The sequence below is a fragment of the Mycobacterium sp. UM_WGJ genome (assembly GCF_000455125.1).
In the GTDB taxonomy this organism is placed as follows: Bacteria; Actinomycetota; Actinomycetes; order Mycobacteriales; family Mycobacteriaceae; genus Mycobacterium.
Window position 1 is genome coordinate 23,420 of sequence record NZ_AUWR01000060.1, and the last position, 17,627, is coordinate 41,046.

16 protein-coding genes are annotated in these 17,627 nt (G+C 68.3%); 12 read left to right on the forward strand and 4 right to left on the reverse strand.

The features are described 5' to 3' along the window. Positions 1-103: 103 nt before the first annotated feature. Genes fabG1 through N416_RS0117560 form a run of 3 tightly spaced genes read left to right on the forward strand, consistent with a single transcriptional unit; the run spans position 104 to position 2,733 of the window. Complete coding sequence (fabG1, locus tag N416_RS0117550; RefSeq protein ID WP_369797613.1) at positions 104-847, forward strand: 3-oxoacyl-ACP reductase FabG1; 744 nt, start codon at positions 104-106, stop codon at positions 845-847. Between the two features lie 32 nt (positions 848-879). Next, positions 880-1,689 carry an NADH-dependent enoyl-ACP reductase InhA gene (gene inhA, locus N416_RS0117555; RefSeq protein ID WP_024443408.1) on the forward strand — a complete coding sequence of 270 codons (810 nt, stop codon included), beginning with the start codon at positions 880-882 and terminating at the stop codon, positions 1,687-1,689. 12 nt (positions 1,690-1,701) lie between these two features. After that, positions 1,702-2,733 carry a ferrochelatase gene (locus tag N416_RS0117560; protein WP_024443409.1) on the forward strand — a complete coding sequence of 344 codons (1,032 nt, stop codon included), beginning with the start codon at positions 1,702-1,704 and terminating at the stop codon, positions 2,731-2,733. Here N416_RS0117560 and N416_RS0117565 read toward each other — a convergent pair. Beyond that, positions 2,730-3,563 carry a hypothetical protein gene (locus N416_RS0117565; protein ID WP_024443410.1) on the reverse strand — a complete coding sequence of 278 codons (834 nt, stop codon included), beginning with the start codon at positions 3,561-3,563 and terminating at the stop codon, positions 2,730-2,732. The two genes, N416_RS0117560 and N416_RS0117565, sit on opposite strands and share 4 nt — an antisense overlap. 78 nt (positions 3,564-3,641) lie before the next feature. Here N416_RS0117565 and N416_RS0117570 point away from each other — a divergent pair, with 78 nt between their 5' ends. The 3 genes from N416_RS0117570 to N416_RS0117580 are packed head-to-tail and all read left to right on the forward strand — an operon-like array spanning position 3,642 to position 5,616. Next, entirely contained in the window at positions 3,642-4,076 is a 435-nt protein-coding gene (locus tag N416_RS0117570) for an NfeD family protein (protein ID WP_024443411.1), read from the forward strand. Positions 4,077-4,090: 14 nt separating this feature from the next. Then, on the forward strand, positions 4,091-5,236 hold the full coding sequence (locus tag N416_RS0117575) for an SPFH domain-containing protein (protein WP_024443412.1): 1,146 nt from the start codon (positions 4,091-4,093) through the stop codon (positions 5,234-5,236). Next, entirely contained in the window at positions 5,233-5,616 is a 384-nt protein-coding gene (locus N416_RS0117580) for a DoxX family protein (RefSeq protein WP_024443413.1), read from the forward strand. Before N416_RS0117575 ends, N416_RS0117580 begins: the two co-directional genes overlap by 4 nt. A 33-nt stretch (positions 5,617-5,649) precedes the next feature. Here the strand turns inward: N416_RS0117580 and N416_RS0117585 are convergent, their stop codons facing one another. The 3 genes from N416_RS0117585 to N416_RS0117595 form a co-directional block, all read right to left on the reverse strand. Further along, positions 5,650-6,330 carry an MIP/aquaporin family protein gene (locus N416_RS0117585; RefSeq protein ID WP_036458424.1) on the reverse strand — a complete coding sequence of 227 codons (681 nt, stop codon included), beginning with the start codon at positions 6,328-6,330 and terminating at the stop codon, positions 5,650-5,652. A 167-nt stretch (positions 6,331-6,497) separates the two neighbouring features. Continuing rightward, entirely contained in the window at positions 6,498-6,968 is a 471-nt protein-coding gene (locus tag N416_RS0117590; RefSeq protein WP_024443415.1) for a nitroreductase family deazaflavin-dependent oxidoreductase, read from the reverse strand. A 39-nt stretch (positions 6,969-7,007) separates the two neighbouring features. Next, positions 7,008-7,772, reverse strand: a complete 765-nt coding sequence (locus tag N416_RS0117595) for a TVP38/TMEM64 family protein (RefSeq protein ID WP_024443416.1) — start codon at positions 7,770-7,772, stop codon at positions 7,008-7,010. Between the two features lie 165 nt (positions 7,773-7,937). Here N416_RS0117595 and mutA point away from each other — a divergent pair, with 165 nt between their 5' ends. The 6 genes from mutA to N416_RS0117625 all read left to right on the forward strand — a co-directional run bounded on the left by mutA (position 7,938) and on the right by N416_RS0117625 (position 17,578). Continuing rightward, positions 7,938-9,866 (forward strand): methylmalonyl-CoA mutase small subunit, encoded by a 1,929-nt coding sequence (gene mutA / locus N416_RS0117600; protein WP_024443417.1) that lies wholly within the window; start codon positions 7,938-7,940, stop codon positions 9,864-9,866. A gap of 5 nt (positions 9,867-9,871) precedes the next feature. Next, positions 9,872-12,160 (forward strand): methylmalonyl-CoA mutase, encoded by a 2,289-nt coding sequence (gene scpA, locus N416_RS0117605; RefSeq protein ID WP_024443418.1) that lies wholly within the window; start codon positions 9,872-9,874, stop codon positions 12,158-12,160. Beyond that, positions 12,161-13,150, forward strand: a complete 990-nt coding sequence (gene meaB, locus N416_RS0117610) for a methylmalonyl Co-A mutase-associated GTPase MeaB (RefSeq protein WP_024443419.1) — start codon at positions 12,161-12,163, stop codon at positions 13,148-13,150. Positions 13,151-13,210: 60 nt separating this feature from the next. Further along, positions 13,211-14,476 (forward strand): serine hydrolase domain-containing protein, encoded by a 1,266-nt coding sequence (locus N416_RS0117615; protein WP_036458426.1) that lies wholly within the window; start codon positions 13,211-13,213, stop codon positions 14,474-14,476. A gap of 60 nt (positions 14,477-14,536) precedes the next feature. Next, positions 14,537-15,253 (forward strand): thioesterase II family protein, encoded by a 717-nt coding sequence (locus N416_RS0117620; RefSeq protein WP_024443421.1) that lies wholly within the window; start codon positions 14,537-14,539, stop codon positions 15,251-15,253. Between the two features lie 567 nt (positions 15,254-15,820). Continuing rightward, positions 15,821-17,578, forward strand: a complete 1,758-nt coding sequence (locus N416_RS0117625; RefSeq protein WP_024443422.1) for an AMP-binding protein — start codon at positions 15,821-15,823, stop codon at positions 17,576-17,578. Positions 17,579-17,627 lie beyond the last annotated feature (49 nt).

Sequence of the window (17,627 nt, forward strand, 5' to 3'; positions counted from 1 at the left end):
CCACCCCACCTCTTCCGCGTTGACTCTGCGTTCCCGGCGCGCAAGTGCGAGTAGCCCGCGCCCTGTGCGCAGAGTCAACGTGTCGATTCGATAGGTTATGCCGGTGACAGACAGCGAAGCCCCCGCAGCAAAGCCCGCCTTTGTGTCCCGTTCGGTCCTCGTCACCGGTGGAAACCGGGGCATCGGATTGGCGATCGCGCAGCGACTGGCCGCCGACGGCCACAAGGTGGCGGTGACGCACCGCGGCTCCGGTGCACCCGAGGGGCTGTTCGGGGTGGTGTGCGATGTCACCGACAACGACGCCGTCGACCGCGCCTTCAAAGAGGTCGAGGAGCACCAGGGCCCCGTCGAGGTGCTGGTGGCCAACGCCGGCATCTCCAAAGACGCGTTCCTGATGCGGATGACCGAGGAGCGCTTCGAAGAGGTCATCAACGCCAACCTCACCGGCGCTTTCCGGGTCACCCAACGGGCGTCGCGCAGCATGCAGCGCAAGCGCTTTGGCCGGATCATCTACATCGGATCGGTCTCTGGCATGTGGGGGATCGGCAACCAGGCCAACTATGCGGCCGCCAAGGCGGGTCTGATCGGCATGGCCCGCTCGATCTCGCGCGAGCTGTCCAAGGCCGGCGTCACCGCCAACGTGGTTGCGCCCGGTTACATCGACACCGAGATGACCCGCGCCCTCGACGAGCGGATCCAGGAGGGCGCGCTGGACTTCATCCCCGCCAAGCGGGTGGGCACCGCCGAGGAGGTCGCCGGCGCGGTCAGCTTCCTGGCATCGGAGGACGCGAGCTACATCGCCGGCGCGGTCATCCCCGTCGACGGCGGCATGGGCATGGGCCACTAGCGACTCGTTCAGTTCAAGATAGGGGACTTTTCATGGCAGGCATTCTCGAAGGCAAGCGGATCCTGGTCACCGGGATCATCACCGATTCCTCGATCGCATTCCACATCGCCAAGGTGGCGCAGGAGGCCGGCGCGCAGCTGGTGTGTACTGGGTTCGACCGGCTGCGGCTGATCCAGCGCATCATCGACCGGCTGCCGGAGCCGGCGCCGCTGCTCGAACTCGACGTGCAGAACGAGGAGCACCTGGGTTCGTTGGCCGAGCGTGTCACCGAGGTGATCGGCGAGGGCAACAAGCTCGACGGCGTGGTGCACTCCATCGGCTTCATGCCGCAGACCGGCATGGGCATCAACCCGTTCTTCGACGCCCCCTACGAGGATGTCGCCAAGGGCATCCACATCTCGGCATACTCCTATGCCTCGCTGGCCAAAGCGGTACTGCCGATCATGAACCCCGGCGGGGGCATCGTCGGCATGGACTTCGACCCCACGCGGGCGATGCCGGCCTACAACTGGATGACGGTGGCCAAGAGTGCCCTGGAGTCGGTGAACCGGTTCGTGGCGCGCGAAGCCGGCAAGGTCGGGGTCCGGTCGAATCTCGTTGCGGCCGGCCCGATCCGGACACTGGCGATGAGCGCCATCGTGGGTGGTGCCCTGGGTGAGGGCGCCGGCGAGCAGATCCGGCTGCTGGAGGAGGGCTGGGACCAGCGGGCCCCGATCGGCTGGGACATGAAGGACCCGACGCCGGTGGCCAAGACCGTCTGCGCGTTGCTGTCCGACTGGCTGCCGTCCACCACCGGAACGGTCGTCTACGCCGACGGTGGCGCGCACACCCAGTTGCTGTAGATAGGACGGCGGATGGATCTAGACGCCGTCTTACTCCTGTCCTTCGGCGGTCCGGAAGGCCCGGAACAGGTTCGGCCGTTCCTGGAGAACGTCACCCGGGGACGTGGCGTGCCCCCGGCCCGGCTCGACGCGGTCGCCGAGCACTACCAGCACTTCGGTGGCGTGTCGCCGATCAATGGGATCAACCGCGAGCTGGCCGATGCGCTGTGTGCCGAAATGCCCTTTCTGCCGGTGTACTTCGGCAATCGCAACTGGGAGCCCTACGTCGAGGATGTCGTCGCGCAGATGGCGGCCGACGGCGTGCGACGAGCCGCGGTGTTCCCGACCTCGGCGTGGGGCGGGTATTCGGGTTGCGACCAGTACGCCGAGGACATCGCCCGGGCGCGAGCGGCGGTGGGGGATCAGGCCCCGGAACTGGTGAAACTGCGCCAGTACTTCGACCACCCGTTGTTCGTGGCGATGTTCGCCGAGGCGATTGGCGCCGCCGCTGACACGCTGCCGCCGGGCCTGCGCGATTCGGCCCGGCTGGTGTTCACCGCGCACTCCATTCCGGTGAGCGCCGACGCGCGCTACGGTCCACAGCTGTACAGCCGCCAGGTCGCCCACGCGACGAGTCTGGTCGCGGCCGCCGCGGGTTACACCGACTACGACCAGGTGTGGCAGTCGCGCTCGGGGCCGCCGCAGGTGCCCTGGTTGGAGCCCGACGTCGAAGCACATCTGGTAGCCCTGGCCGACGCCGGTGTGCCCGCGGTGATCGTGTGCCCGATCGGCTTTCTCAGCGACAACATCGAGGTGCTCTGGGACCTCGACAACGAAGTCCGCACTGCGGCGCAGAAGGCCGGAATCGCCTACGCGCGAGCGACCACACCGAATGCCGATCGACGACTGGCCCGGCTGGCCCGCGGCCTGGTCGAGGAGCTGCGCGACGGCTGCGCACCCGAACGCGTCGCCGGTCCGCCCGGCCTGGGCTGTGGGTTCGGGGTCGACGGCGCGCCATGCGGCTCATCGCACTGCATCGCGGCCGTGACGCCGCCGGCTCGCTAGTTGCGCCAGGCCGACTGCAGAATCTCGGTCACCGCTGCGCTGCGTGCCGCGCGCACCACGCTCGCCAGCGGCGCGACCGCATCCACGGCGCGCTGCACCGCCGCCGACGTCTGAGCGCTGGCGGTCAGCAGATCGGCGCTGACGGTGATGATCGCCTCGACGTGGGCGGCGCTCTGCAGAACACGTACCGCACGGTTCGGCGCATGGTCCGGAATCCTGTGCAAGAGAGCAGCTTCCATCATCTGCTCCACACGCAGTCGCGGATCCGCCACGCCGTAGTCGGCCCACCGCGAACCGGTGGAGCCCAATGCTTCGGCGGCCGTCCGCACCGCCGACCGCAACGAGTACTCGGCGTCACCGAGATCGTGCTGCTCGCCGGCCGGCACGCTGGTCAGCGGGAACACGGTCCAGCACAGTTCGGCGGCGTAATCAGCGTCGGCGTCTTCCGAGTACGCCGGAACCAGCCCGATCGGAGTCGAGGCATCCGAAGAGCCGAGCAAAACGGCTTCGCCGGCGAGGATCGCCTCCTGGGAAAAGACCGTCCCGGCCGGCAGTCCGCGGACGTCGCCGGGGACCGGAAACACCGGGCGGATGCCGGCTCCGGCGGCCGACGGCCCCGCACCCCGCACCAACTGCAGCAGGGCGGCGGCGCCGCCGTCGCACGCGTCCGGCCATGACAGACCAACGCTGCTCGCGACGACCGCGTCGTGGGCGGCCACCGATTGCACTGGCGCCCAGGCCGATAGTGCGTCCAACACATCGTCGGGTGCGGCTCGGCCGGCAAGCCAGGCGTTGGCCCACACCGACAGGGAAGTACTCGGGCACCACATGATGCAAGGCAGTGTAGTTGCCGCCCCTTCGTTGCTGGACCGCATAGGTACGGGCGGTTCTCGGGCTATCCTGACCGCATGCCGACTGCCCTGATCTGGTTGGTCTTCGCACTCGGTCTCGCAGGAGCCGAGGCCCTCACCGGCGACATGTTCCTGCTCATGCTGTCCGGTGGTGCGCTGTCGGCGGCGGCGGCCAGCGCCCTGACCGACTGGCCGCTGTGGACCGACGGCGCGGTGTTCCTGGTGGTTTCGGTGCTGCTGCTGGCGTTGGTCCGTCCCGCGCTGCGGCGACGGCTATGGGCCGAAACAGGCGGCGACACGGGGGTGCTGGCGCTGCAGGGCAAGACCGCCCTGGTGCTCGACCGGGTCGAACAACACGGTGGCCGGGTGAAGCTGGGCGGCGAGGTGTGGACCGCCCGCGCGCTCACCGAAGGCGACGTCTTCGAACCGGGGGAGCAGGTCACCGTGATGCACATCGACGGCGCTACCGCCGTGGTCGGCAAGATCCTGTAACGAAAGGAATCGTCATGGAAGGCGTCACAACCGGGCTGCTGTTGCTGGCCGTGTTGGTGGTGTTCGCGATCATCGTGGTCGCCAAGTCGGTCGCGCTGATCCCGCAGGCCGAGGCAGCGGTGATCGAACGCCTGGGCCGCTACAGTCGCACCGTCAGCGGACAGCTGACCCTGTTGGTTCCGTTCATCGACCGCGTGCGGGCCCGCATCGACCTGCGTGAACGGGTGGTGTCCTTCCCGCCGCAGCCGGTGATCACCGAGGACAACCTGACCCTGAACATCGACACCGTGGTGTACTTCCAGGTCACCAACCCCAAGGCCGCGGTGTATGAGATCAGCAACTACATCGTCGGTGTGGAACAGCTGACCACCACGACGCTGCGCAACGTCGTCGGCGGGATGACGCTGGAGCAGACGCTGACCTCCCGCGAGGTGATCAACAGCCAGCTGCGCGGCGTGCTCGACGAGGCGACCGGACGGTGGGGTCTGCGGGTGGCCCGGGTGGAGCTGCGCAGCATCGACCCGCCGCCGTCGATCCAGGCATCGATGGAGAAGCAGATGAAGGCCGACCGCGAGAAGCGGGCCATGATCTTGACCGCCGAGGGACAGCGCGAGGCCGCCATCAAACAGGCCGAAGGCCAGAAGCAGTCCGAGATCCTCACCGCCGAGGGCGCCAAGCAGGCGGCGATCCTGGCCGCCGAAGCCGACCGGCAGTCCCGGATGCTGCGCGCCCAAGGTGAGCGTGCCGCGGCCTACCTGCAGGCTCAGGGGGAGGCCAAAGCCATCGAGAAGACCTTCGCCGCGATCAAGGCCGCTCGGCCCACCCCCGAGCTGCTGGCGTACCAGTACCTGCAGGTGTTGCCGGAGATGGCCCGGGGAGAAGCCAACAAGGTGTGGGTGGTGCCCAGTGATTTCGGCACCGCACTGCAGGGCTTCACCAAACTGCTCGGTGCCCCCGGCGAGGACGGCGTGTTCCGCTACCAGCCCTCGCCCTATGACGAGCCCCGGCACCGGGCCGAGGACGACAGTGACGAAGTCGCCGACTGGTTCACCACCCAGACCGACCCGGCGATCGCCCAGGCCGTCGCCAAAGCCGAGGCGGATGCGCGTAAGCCGGTCGAGGGCGTGTTGCCGCCGCAGCTCGATCCCGGTCCGGCGTGAGCGCGCTGACGGCACGGCCGACCTACGCGGCGCTGGCCGCATTCCTGGCGGGTGACGCCGTGGCGTCGGCGGTCCCGGTGCCCTACGTCGCCAAGAACATGGATGCCATGCGGATTCCCGAGGAGGTCCGCTGGGCGGTCCCGGTGGCCAAGGCCGCCACCGCGTTGGGGCTGGCATCGGTGTTCCGCTTCCCGGCCGTCGCCCGGCTCACCACCGGCTTGTTGACGTTGTATTTTGCCGGAGCGCTGGGCATCCACCTGCGCGTGCGCAACCGGATCGCCAACATCGTGCCCACGGTACTGCTGCTGATGGTGTTCGCCGCGATGACCGCGCAGGGCCCGCACACCGCTGGGGGCGGGGTACGGGCCCTGGAGTCCTAGCTTTCGGGGTTCCCGGGGGTTTCCGGGGGAGATTCAGCCCCGGCGGGACGCGGCGGTGTGCTCGTCGAGCGTGGTCGCTTTGTAGGCGTAGGCGGCCACTACCGCGCCGAGCAACTGGGCGATCAGGTAGACCCAGAGGAACTTCCAGGCGAAGATCCCCGACAGCATCAGACCGAAGGTGATGGCCGGGTTGAACGCCGCGCCCGAGATCGCGCCGACCGCCACCACGCCCACGGTCACCACGAAGCCGATCGCCAGACCGTAAAAGCTGTTGCCGGCGCTGTCTTTGCTGGTTGCGGTGTGCAAAACGACGTAACACAACGCGAATGTGAATACCAACTCGGCCAAGAATGCGGCCCAGACCGTGCCGGTCAGATCAAGTGTGCCCGTGGCGTACTTGTCATGCCACAACCCGAATCCCACACCGAACGCGGCGAGGGCACCGACCAACTGCGCAACGATGTAGGGCCCCAAGTCGCCCAAGGGCAGTGCACCCCGCAGATAAGCGGCCACGGAGACGGCCGGGTTCAGGTGGCCGCCCGAGATGTGCCCACTGGCATACACCATCACCATCAGCACCGAGCCGATGCCCAGCGCGGTGGCAGCCACGCATTCGGTGCCGGACAAGACGATCCCGAGCACTGCGAACATGAAAACGAATGTGCCGATCATTTCGGTCAAATATTTGCGCACCGAGGCGTTCCGATCAGCCATTGATCCGGTCCCTTCACTCCGTCGGGCACTTGCCCAATTTGTGCTGTGCCAGCACATGGCACTAATCAGGACTGTAACGGCGCAGGGCCTTCAGGCGGCTATTCGCCCACCATTTTTCACCGAATTGTTGCTGGATTAATGAGGGCTTCGTGTTGTTTGCCGCGGCGCTATCGGTTCAGGCGCAATTCGACCAGTGGCAGTGCCGTATTGGGCGGGTTCACGGCTGCGCCCAGCGTCTTCTCGAGCACCGCGCTGAACTTCTCCCAAGCGCGGGGATGGCGCTCGATGTAGTGGCCCAGCACCCGGTCGGCTTCGGTCTGTTCCAGCACTCGGGCGGTGGCCGGTACCGCGGACCTGCTCCCGACGTAGACATGCACCCGGGGGTTGGCGCGGATGTTGCGAAACCATTGAGCGCGGTCGCCGAAACCCGATGCCACCACATAGCTGTCGTCGGCGGGGCGGTCGATGACTTCTAGGACGACGCGGCGGCGCGCCCCCGTCTTGCGCCCGATGTGCTCGAGCATCAACAGGCGCTGGCCGAGGAGGCCGCCGAGTCGTGCGCGGTACAGCCAGATCGGGGCGCGCATCAGCCGGCGCGAACTCAACAATCGGCTGACGGTGTCGGCCAAGGACGGCATCTTCAGCACGCTACCCGCGGCCCGGTCGGCGCGCCGTGATCAGCCGATGGCCACCGATTCGCTCGAGTCGATTTCGCGGGTGTCCGGGCCGGCCACGGGCCGCTGTACGCGGTGCGAGCGCGCTTCGTACACCAGCAGCGCCACCCCGACCGCGGCGGTGCAGGCCGAGACCGCGAACAGCAACGGGCTCACCTCACCGGTCAGGGCGTCGCCGAGCACCACCACGGCGGCCGTGCCCGGCAGCAGCCCGATCAGGGTGGCCACCGTGTACGGCACGAGTCGCACCGCCGAGGCACCGGCGGCGTAGTTGATCACCGAGAACGGGATCGCCGGAATCAACCTCAGCGAGACCACCGCGGGCCAGCCGCGTTGGCGAAGGCGGGTGTCGAGCGCGTCAAGTCGCGGGTGTTGCACCACCCGGCTCAACTGCCAACCGAATACCCGCATCAGGATCAACACCCCCACCGCGCTCAATGCGCTGGCCACCACGGCAAGCAGGACGCCCAGCCACGGGCCGAACAGCAGGCCGGCGGCCAACGTGAAGGCGGTCCGTGGAAACGGGAACACCGTCACGACCGTGTGGGCCAGCAGAAACGCCACCGGAAACCACGGCCCCAACGTCTGCGCCCAGTCCCGCAGCTGTACGGCGGAGGGCACCGGGACCAGCAGCGCCACCGCGACCAAGCTCAGGATGACCGCCGTGGTCAACGCCAATCGTCGCAGCCCCACTTGCAGCGCGGTGGCGAGGACTGCCGACCGGGTGCCACGCAGCACCTGCGCGATTCGGGTCGAGGCGGGCGTCACAGCGCCCAAGACTACGGGCCGTGGGTGAACACCTCGTGTCACTCAGCGGGAGTTTCGCCGCTCGGCACACCTCACCCGTGTCGGCTGATCGGCATCATTTAGCCTGGTTGACACATGTCGGGTAGCGCTTCCACAGTTACTCGCGAGTAACCACAGGAGTCGCCGGTGTCAATCGAGGTGTCCGCCGAACCCGCCGGCATCCAGCAGGCCCGGGCCCGCTGGCGTGCGGCCGTGGCCGGGGTGCTGGCCAAGAGCGCGCGCCGCGAGCCGGCCGATATCGACGCCGAGACCGGCGGTGAGCCGGAGCGGCTGCTGGACACCCCGGTGGAGGGGCTGGCGGGGCAGGGCGGCTTCGCCGTCCGGGCGCTCTACACCGCGCTGGACGCCCGGCCGGAGCCACCGTTGCCGGGCCAGTGGCCCTTCGTGCGCGGTGCCGACGCCCGCCGCGATGTCAACACCGGCTGGAAGGTCGCCGAGGTCTTTCCCATCGGCGGGCCGGGTTCGGCCACTGACGCCAACGGCGCCGTTCTGAGTGCCCTGACGGACGGGGTCAGCGCGCTGACCCTGCGGGTCGGGGACACCGGGGTGCCGGCCGCCGAGTTGCGGGGCGTATTCGACGACGTCTACCTGGACCTGGTTCCGGTACTTCTCGACGGTGCCGGTGCCGGCGACTACGCCACCGCCGCCGAGACCATGCTGGCGCTGGTCGACGCGCTCGACCCGGACAACCGCGCCAACCTGTCGGTGGATCTGGGTGCCGACCCGCTGACCGCGCCCCTGACGGACCGTCCGGCGCCGTCGATCGACGAGGTGGTCGCGGTGGCGGCGCGGGCCGCCGCCCATCCGGGGGTGCGGGCTATCGCCGTCAACGGCCCGGCCCTGCACAACCTGGGCGCGGGTGCGTCGGGGGAGTTGGCTGCCGGCTTGGCCGCGGCCGTGGCCTACCTGCGCGTGCTCACCGAGGCCGGCCTGTCGGTGGCCGACGCCGCCCGCCAGGTCAGCTTCCGGATCGCCGCCGACGACGACCAGTTCATCACCATCGCCAAGATCCGGGCGGCGCGCCAACTCTGGGCGCGGGTCACCGAGGTCGCCGGGGTGCCAGAAGCGGGCGCCGCCGTCGTCCACGCCGAGACGTCTCTGGCGATGATGACGCAGCGTGACCCGTGGGTGAACATGCTGCGCACCACCCTGGCCGCCTTCGGCGCCGGTGTCGGCGGCGCCGACACCGTGCTGGTGTGGCCGTTCGACGCGGTGATTCCGGGTGGGCAGCCCGGCACCTCGACGACGTTCTCGCGGCGGATCGCCCGCAACACCCAGCTGCTGCTGCTCGAGGAGTCGCACCTGGGTCAGGTGCTGGACCCGGCGGGCGGCTCCTGGTTCGTCGAAGACCTCACCGAACAGCTGGCGCAGCAGGCGTGGCGTCAATTCCAGGAGATCGAGGCGCTCGGCGGATTCGAGGCCGCGCGGGAGCACATCGCCGAGCGGATCGCCGAGGTGGCCGCCGCGCGGGCCGACGAGATCGCACATCGGCGCAGCGCGATCACCGGGGTCAACGAGTACCCGAACCTCGATGAGGCGCCGTTGCCGCCATCCGCGACGCAGAATTCCCCGGCCGGTGTGCGGCGCTACGCGGCGCAGTTCGAGGAGTTGCGTGACCGCTCCGACATGTACTTGGCGCGCACCGGCGCCCGGCCGCAGGTATTGCTGCTGCCGCTGGGGCCGATGGCCGAACACAACATTCGGACCACATTCGTGGCGAACCTGCTGGCTTCCGGCGGCATCGCGGTGATCAACCCCGGCACGGTGGACGCCGAGCAGGTGGCCGCCGTCGCCGCCGCCGTCGCCGACGCCGGCTCGCCCGCCGCGGCGGTGCTGTGCGGCAGCGATGCCCGCTACGGTGCCGAAGCGGCCGCAGTCATCGAGGCGGCGCGTAGCGCCGGAGTCGACCGGGTCTATCTGGCGGGCCCGGCCACGGCTCTAGGGGGCCCTGGCGGACCCAACGCCGACACCGATCCGAAGCCGGACGACTACCTGACCATGAAGATCGATGCGGTGCAGGCGCTGTCGGACTTACTGACCCGATTGGGGGCCTGAGAGCCATGACCACGAGCACCTCACACGGCACGCTCGGCAGTTTCGCCGAGGTGGCGCTGCACGGTGACCGCGTCGCCGAACCGGTGACCGAGGCCGCCGTCGCCGAGCACGTCGCGGCCGCCGCGGCCGCGCACGGCTACACACCGGAGCAGCTGGAATGGCAGACCCCGGAGGGAATTGCGGTCAAGCCGGTGTACACCGCCGCCGATCGCTCCGCCGCGGTCGCCGAGGGCTACCCGCTGGACAGCTTCCCCGGTGAAGCGCCGTTTGTACGCGGGCCGTACCCGACGATGTACGTCAACCAGCCGTGGACGATCCGCCAGTACGCCGGGTTCTCGACCGCGGCGGACTCCAACGCGTTCTACCGCCGCAATCTCGCGGCCGGCCAGAAGGGTCTGTCGGTCGCGTTCGACCTGGCCACCCACCGCGGCTACGACTCGGATCATCCCCGGGTGCAGGGCGACGTCGGAATGGCCGGGGTGGCAATCGATTCCATCCTCGACATGCGGCAACTGTTCGACGGGATCGACCTCAGCGCGGTCAGCGTCTCGATGACCATGAACGGCGCCGTGCTGCCGATCCTGGCGCTGTACGTGGTGGCCGCCGAGGAGCAGGGGGTGCCGCCGGAGAAACTGGCCGGCACCATCCAGAACGACATCCTCAAAGAGTTCATGGTGCGCAACACCTACATCTATCCGCCGAAGCCGTCGATGCGGATCATCTCCGACATCTTCGGCTACACCAGCGCCAAGATGCCGAAGTTCAATTCGATCTCGATCTCGGGCTACCACATCCAAGAGGCCGGTGCCACAGCGGATCTGGAGTTGGCCTACACCCTGGCCGACGGAGTGGACTACATCAAGGCCGGTCTGGACGCCGGCCTGGACATCGACAAGTTCGCGCCTCGGCTGTCGTTCTTCTGGGGCATCGGCATGAACTTCTTCATGGAGGTGGCCAAGCTGCGGGCCGGACGGCTGCTGTGGAGCGAGCTGGTCGCGCGGTTTGACCCCAAGAGCTCGAAATCGCTGTCGCTGCGCACGCATTCGCAGACCTCCGGCTGGTCGCTGACCGCCCAGGACGTGTTCAACAACGTTGCGCGTACCTGTATCGAGGCGATGGCCGCCACCCAGGGGCACACCCAGTCGCTGCACACCAACGCCCTGGATGAGGCGCTGGCGCTGCCCACCGACTTCTCCGCCCGGATCGCCCGAAACACCCAGCTGCTGCTGCAGCAGGAGTCGGGCACCACCCGGCCGATCGACCCGTGGGGCGGCTCCTACTACGTGGAGTGGCTGACCCATCAGCTGGCGCAGCGAGCCCGGGCCCACATCGAGGAGGTCGAGGCGCACGGCGGCATGGCCCAGGCGATCAGCGACGGCATCCCGAAGTTGCGCATCGAGGAAGCCGCCGCCCGCACACAGGCCCGGATCGACTCCGGGCGTCAGCCGCTGATCGGCGTCAACAAGTACCAGGTCGCCGAAGACCAAGAGATCGAGGTCCTCAAGGTCGAGAACAGTCGGGTGCGCGCCGAACAGCTGGCCAAGCTGCAAGCGCTGCGCGCCGAGCGTGACGAATCGGCCTGCCAGGCCGCCCTGGCCGAGCTGACCCGGGCTGCCGGCGCCAGCGGCCAGTCGGGGGAGGACGGGCTCGGCAACAACCTGCTGGCACTGGCGATCGACGCCGCCCGGGCCAAGGCAACGCTCGGCGAGATCTCCGACGCTCTGGAGAAGGTATACGGTCGCCACCAGGCCGAGATCCGCACGATCTCCGGCGTCTACCGCGACGAAGTCGGGAAAGGCAGCAATATCGCTAGCGCATCCGCCCTGGTCGAGAAGTTCGCCGAGGCCGACGGCCGTCGGCCCCGCATCCTGGTCGCCAAGATGGGCCAGGACGGGCATGACCGTGGCCAGAAGGTGATCGCCACCGCGTTCGCCGACATCGGCTTCGACGTGGACGTCGGCGCCCTGTTCTCCACCCCCGACGAGGTGGCGCGCCAGGCAGCGGACAACGACGTGCACGTGGTCGGGGTGTCATCACTGGCTGCCGGGCACCTGACGTTGGTGCCCGCGCTGCGTGACGCGCTGGCCGCAGTGGGCCGGCCCGACATCATGATCGTGGTCGGGGGAGTCATTCCGCCCGGCGACTTCGATGAGCTCTATGCCGCTGGGGCGACCGCGATCTTCCCGCCTGGCACGGTGATCGCCGATGCTGCGGTGGACCTGCTGAAGACCCTCGCGTCCCAGCGTGGTTATGAGCTCGCCGACCAGGCAGAACCGGCGGCAGACCCGACGTAGATGGTCGACAACGTGTCTGACACCGTTGCCGAGTTGGCGGCGGCGGTACGCGCTGGTGACCGCTCCGTGCTGCCCCGAGCCATCACCCTGGTCGAGTCTTCTCGGGCCGATCACCGCCAGCAAGCCCAGGAACTGCTGTTGGCGCTGTTGCCGGATGCCGGCGGGGCTCGGCGGGTGGGCATCACCGGTGTTCCCGGGGTGGGCAAGTCGACCACCATCGAAGCCCTCGGAATGCACCTCATCGAGCAAGGCCACCGGGTCGCGGTACTGGCGGTCGACCCGTCGTCGACGCGCACCGGTGGTTCGATCCTCGGCGACAAGACCCGGATGCAACGGTTGGGCGCGGACGAACGCGCCTACATCCGGCCGTCGCCGACGTCGGGCACGCTGGGCGGGGTCGCCAAGGCCACCCGCGAGACGGTGGTGCTGCTGGAGGCCGCCGGCTTCGACGTGATCCTGATCGAGACCGTCGGCGTGGGCCAATCCGAGGTCACTGTGGCCAACATGGTTGACACCTTCGTGTTCTTGACGCTGGCCCGCACCGGTGACCAGTTGCAGGGCATCAAGAAGGGTGTGCTGGAGCTGGCCGACATCGTGGTGGTCAACAAGGCCGACGGCCACCACCTGGCCGAGGCGCGCATGGCTGCGCGGGAGTTGTCGACCGCGATCCGGCTCATCTATCCCCGCGAAACGCTGTGGCGACCACCGGTTTTGACGATGAGCGCGATCGAGGGCACCGGGCTGTCGGAATTTTGGGAGACCGTGGAGCGCCATCGACAGACGCTGATCGACGCCGGTGAATTCGACGCCCGGCGACGGGCGCAACAGGTGGATTGGACCCGCCAGTTGGTGCGCGACGCCGTGCTCGAACGAGCCCTGTCGGACCCGGCGGTGCGAGACGTGCGCACCGAGGTGGAACAGCAGGTACTCAGCGGAGAACTGACCCCTGCGCTGGCCGCCCAGCGCATCCTCGGTGCCATCTGGGATTAGTGGCACGCGCGTGCGGTAATCCGGCTCATGTTCGCCGGTTCGCGCGGTAGATTCCCAACCATGACACAGCATCTCAACATTCGCCGTTCAGGGCTTCCGGCGAATGTGCACGGCGCGGCCGATCCGAACTTCGCCTGTGCTGTGCGCGCCTTCGCCGCGATGTTCCCGGGCCGCCGCTACGGCGGCGGGGCGCTGGCGGTCTACCTCGACGGCGAGCCCGTGGTGGACGTGTGGACCGGGTGGTCGGATCGGGCAGGGCAGGTGCCGTGGTCGGCCGACACCGGAGCCATGGTGTTCTCGGCGACCAAGGGTGCGGCCTCGACTGTCATCCACCGGCTGGTCGACCGGGGACTGCTCGACTACGACGTGCCGGTGGCGCAGTACTGGCCGGAGTTCGGCGCAAACGGCAAGTCGGCGATAACCGTCCGCGAGCTGTTGGGACACCGGGCCGGCCTGACCCACCTCAACGGCGCCAGCAGGGCAGACCTGCTGGACCACGTGACGATGGAAGCCCGAATGGCCGCTGCGGCGCCGGGGCCCGAACGCGGCAAACCGGCCTATCACGCGCTGACCTACGGCTGGCTGGTGTCCGGGCTGGCTCGCGCCGTCACCGGCGTCGGCATGCGCGAGCTGTTCCGCACGGAGCTGGCCGGGCCACTCGGTGTCGACGGCCTGCACCTGGGCCGGCCACCCGCCGGCGCTCCCACCGTCGCCGCGGAGATCATCATGCCGCAGCGCAGCCGCCGGAACCCGGTGATCGACCTGCTGGTGCCCAGGGCCGCCGCGGCGACGCGGTACGGGGGGCTTGGCGCCATCTATTTCCCTGGCGTGACGGACACCGTTCGCGGTGGCATCCCGTTCCTGGACACCGAGGCCGCCTCCCTCAACGGGGTGGCCACGGCCCGCGGCTTGGCTCGCCTCTACGGCGCACTGGCCAACGGCGGGCAGATCGACGGCACCCAACTCCTGTCGCGCCGGCTGGTGGCGGGGCTGACCGGTCCGCGCAGCCTGCAACTGGACCGCACCGTCGGCGTTCCGTTGGCGTTCCACCTGGGTTATCACGCGGTCCCGTTCGCGCCGGTGTTGCCCGGCTTCGGCCACGTCGGCCTCGGGGGGTCGATGGGCTGGGCGGATCCCGCCTCCGGGCTGGCGATCGGCTTCGTGCACAACCGGCTGCTGACCCCGTTCGTGGCGCTCGACCATGCCGGTTTCGTCGGCACGGCCGCCTTGATCCGACGGGGCGTCGCCCGAGGACGCCGGCACGGCTACACCCCGATCCCGCAGCTGGGGGAGCCGTTCGCCGCGCCGGACGCCGCGACCGGCTAGTGCACCGGTCCGCGCGCGGGAGGGGTCCGCGGCGTCTTGGCCCGCCGGTAAGGTTGCCGAGTGACTGACCGTACGCCGAAGCTCTACATCTTCCCGCACGCCGGCGGATCGCCGCAGTACTACGTTCCCTTCTCCAAGACGTTCACCACCGACGTCAAGCGCATCGGAGTGCAATACCCGGGCAAGGGCGGAACTCACGACCTCGGCGCCTTCACCAGCATCGAAGACCTTGCTGACCAGGTCTGCAAGACCGTCGCGCCGCCGGCCCCGTCCGACGGGCCGGTCGCCTTTTTCGGGCACAGCATGGGTGCGCTGCTGGCGTTCGAGGTGGCCCGCCGATTCGAGGCGGACGGACACCGGATTGCCGCGTTGTTCGTGTCGGCGGCGGGCGCCCCGGGACGAGCCGGCTACGACAACATTCCCGAGTCCGACCGCGGCCTGCTGGACGCCGTCAGCTCCATGACGGGAGTCAACCCCGAATTCTTGGAGAACGAGGAGTTCGCGGCCAAGATTCTGCCGACTCTGCGCGGCCTCAAAGCCATCGCGAACTACGACTGCCCGCCCGAGGCGCAAGTGTCGTGCCCCATCTTTGCGTTCCATGGTGACGAAGATGACGTCGCCACCGCCGAGAAGGTCGGGCCCTGGGCCGAGCGCACCACCGCCGAATTCAGCGCGCGAGTGTTCACCGCGCCCGGACACCACTTCTACCTCAACGATCACCTGCCGGAACTGGTCGGCGATATCGAGCAGAAGATCGCGCGGTACGGCCAGGGCTGACCCGGCCGGCCCGGTCTGGATTGTTAATGGGCTCTTGGTGCCGAAGTTACTCGTGATGCACGAAATTGACTTCTCCGCTAGTATGGCGGATCTGCTGCGTTTGCGCTGGATGTGGGCCACAAATTGCCTGTCAACAGCGCGTCCGTGGTAGCCTCCGCCGGAGGGAAACACCTGGGATGTCGGGGTCCAAGGAGTTTTAGCGCAGGTTTCAAACATCCAGAAGGGGTAACCCGTGTCGTTGGTCGAATCATCCGCACCGGCCGTGTCGGCCGGTCGATCCCGGCGCTCGGAGGTCCCCGCCCCCGTCTCCACCCGGCAGGGCGAGCAACCGACCTGTGCTGAGGCTGACGTATTCAGCTGAGCAACTCCGCCAGGGATGCCCGCCAGAGCTGATCCCCGCGGGGGGCCCATCCCAAATGTCGCTAATCCAATTGCATACCTCCGCTGTGCAGGGACCTTGCGCAGCGAAACCGTCAGTTCAACAGCAAGCGCAATGACTCTCGACGGGGCCGAAGTACTCAGCAGGTGAGGTCCACGGACCTGACAGCACAAGGAGAAGACAACGCAATGTCGGTAACTGAAACGCACATCCCGACCCTGTTGGCGAACCTCGAACGGGACAAGCCGGACGAGCCTGCGTACACGTTCATCGACTACGACGTCGACCCCGCCGGCTACCGCGAAACCGTCACCTGGTCGCAGCTGCGTAACCGCGTGCGGGTAGTGGCGGCAGAACTGGCAACCTGCGCCTCGCCGGGCGACCGGGTGGCGATTCTGGCCCCGCAGAGCCTGGAGTACATCGTCGGGTTCTACGGTGCGCTGGAAGCGGGCCTGATCGCCGTCCCGCTGCCGGTGCCGATGTTCGGCGTGCACGACGAGCGGGTGTCGGCGGCACTGCGGGACAGCGCCCCGGCCGCGATCCTGACTACCACGTCGGCTGTCGGCGACATCGCCAGCTCAATCAAGGGCCTGGGCGGAAAGCCGCCGGTGGTCATTGAGGTCGACGCCTTGGATCTCGACTCCGAGCCGGCGGCGGCACCGACGGCCACCGCGCACACCAAGATCGCATTCCTGCAGTACACATCGGGTTCGACTCGGACGCCGGCCGGTGTGATGGTGACCCACGCCAACGCAGTTTCGAACATGTGGCAGATGGCTTCGGACACGTTCGAGCTGTCCGGCGGAACGCCGCCCCCGGAACTCACCATCGTTTCGTGGATGCCCTTCTACCACGACTTGGGCCTGCTCGGCACCGTCATCTACCCGATGGTCTTGGGCCTTCACACGGTGCACATGAGCCCGATGGCGTTCTTGGCGAAGCCGGCCCGGTGGATGCAGGAGCTGGCCCGCCAGCCGATCGGCTTCACCGGTGGACCGAACTTCGCCTACGAGTTGGCCGTGCGGCGGACCTCTGATGAGGACATGGCGGGTCTTGACCTGGCCAATGTGCACACCTTCTGTTTCGGCGCGGAACGCATTCACGCCGCGACGCTGCGACGCTTCGTCGACCGATTCGCCAAGTTCAACGTGAACCCGGCCGCGCTGCGTCCGGGCTACGGGCTGGCCGAGGCGAGCGTTTACTTGACGTCCAACACCCCCGGAAACCCGCCACCGACCGCGCGGTTCGACTACACCAAGCTGGCGGCCGGTACAGCTGAGCCCAGTGGCGCCGAAGGCGGCGTCGAGCTGGTCAGCTGCGGTGTTCCTCGGGCCTGCACCGTGCGTATCGTGGACCCGGAGACCCAGACCGAGAATCCGGAAGGCAAAGTCGGCGAGATCTGGACGCACGGGCCCAACGTCGCGGCGGGCTACTGGCACAACCAGCAGGCCACCGAAGCTACCTTCGGCGGCAAGCTCGTCGAGCCCACGCCGGGGACACCGCAGGGGCCCTGGCTGATGACCGGCGACCTCGGTGTCATCTCCGGCGGAGAGCTCTACATCGTCGGCCGGATCAAGGACCTGCTGATCGTCGACGGGCGCAATCACTACCCGGACGACATCGAGGCAACCGTGCAGGAGATCACCGGTGGGCGTGTGGCCGCGGTCTCGATCCCGAACAGCCACTCCGAGCAGCTTGTTACGATCGCAGAGTTCAAGAACAAGGGGGGGTCCGATGAGGAGATTCTGGACAGGCTGACCGAGGTCCGTCGCAAGGTGACCGCTGCGCTGTCCAAGGCGCACGGCCTGGTGAGTGGAGACCTGGTCCTGGTGTCGCCGGGTGCCATCCCGATCACGACCAGCGGCAAGATCCGCCGTTCCAGCTGCGTGGAGATCTACCAGCGTGATGGGTTCGACCGACTGGATGCTACTGCTCGGTCTGTATGACAGATGACGAGCTGCTCGCGCGGCTCTCGGGGAGGTTGAGTTGAGCGAG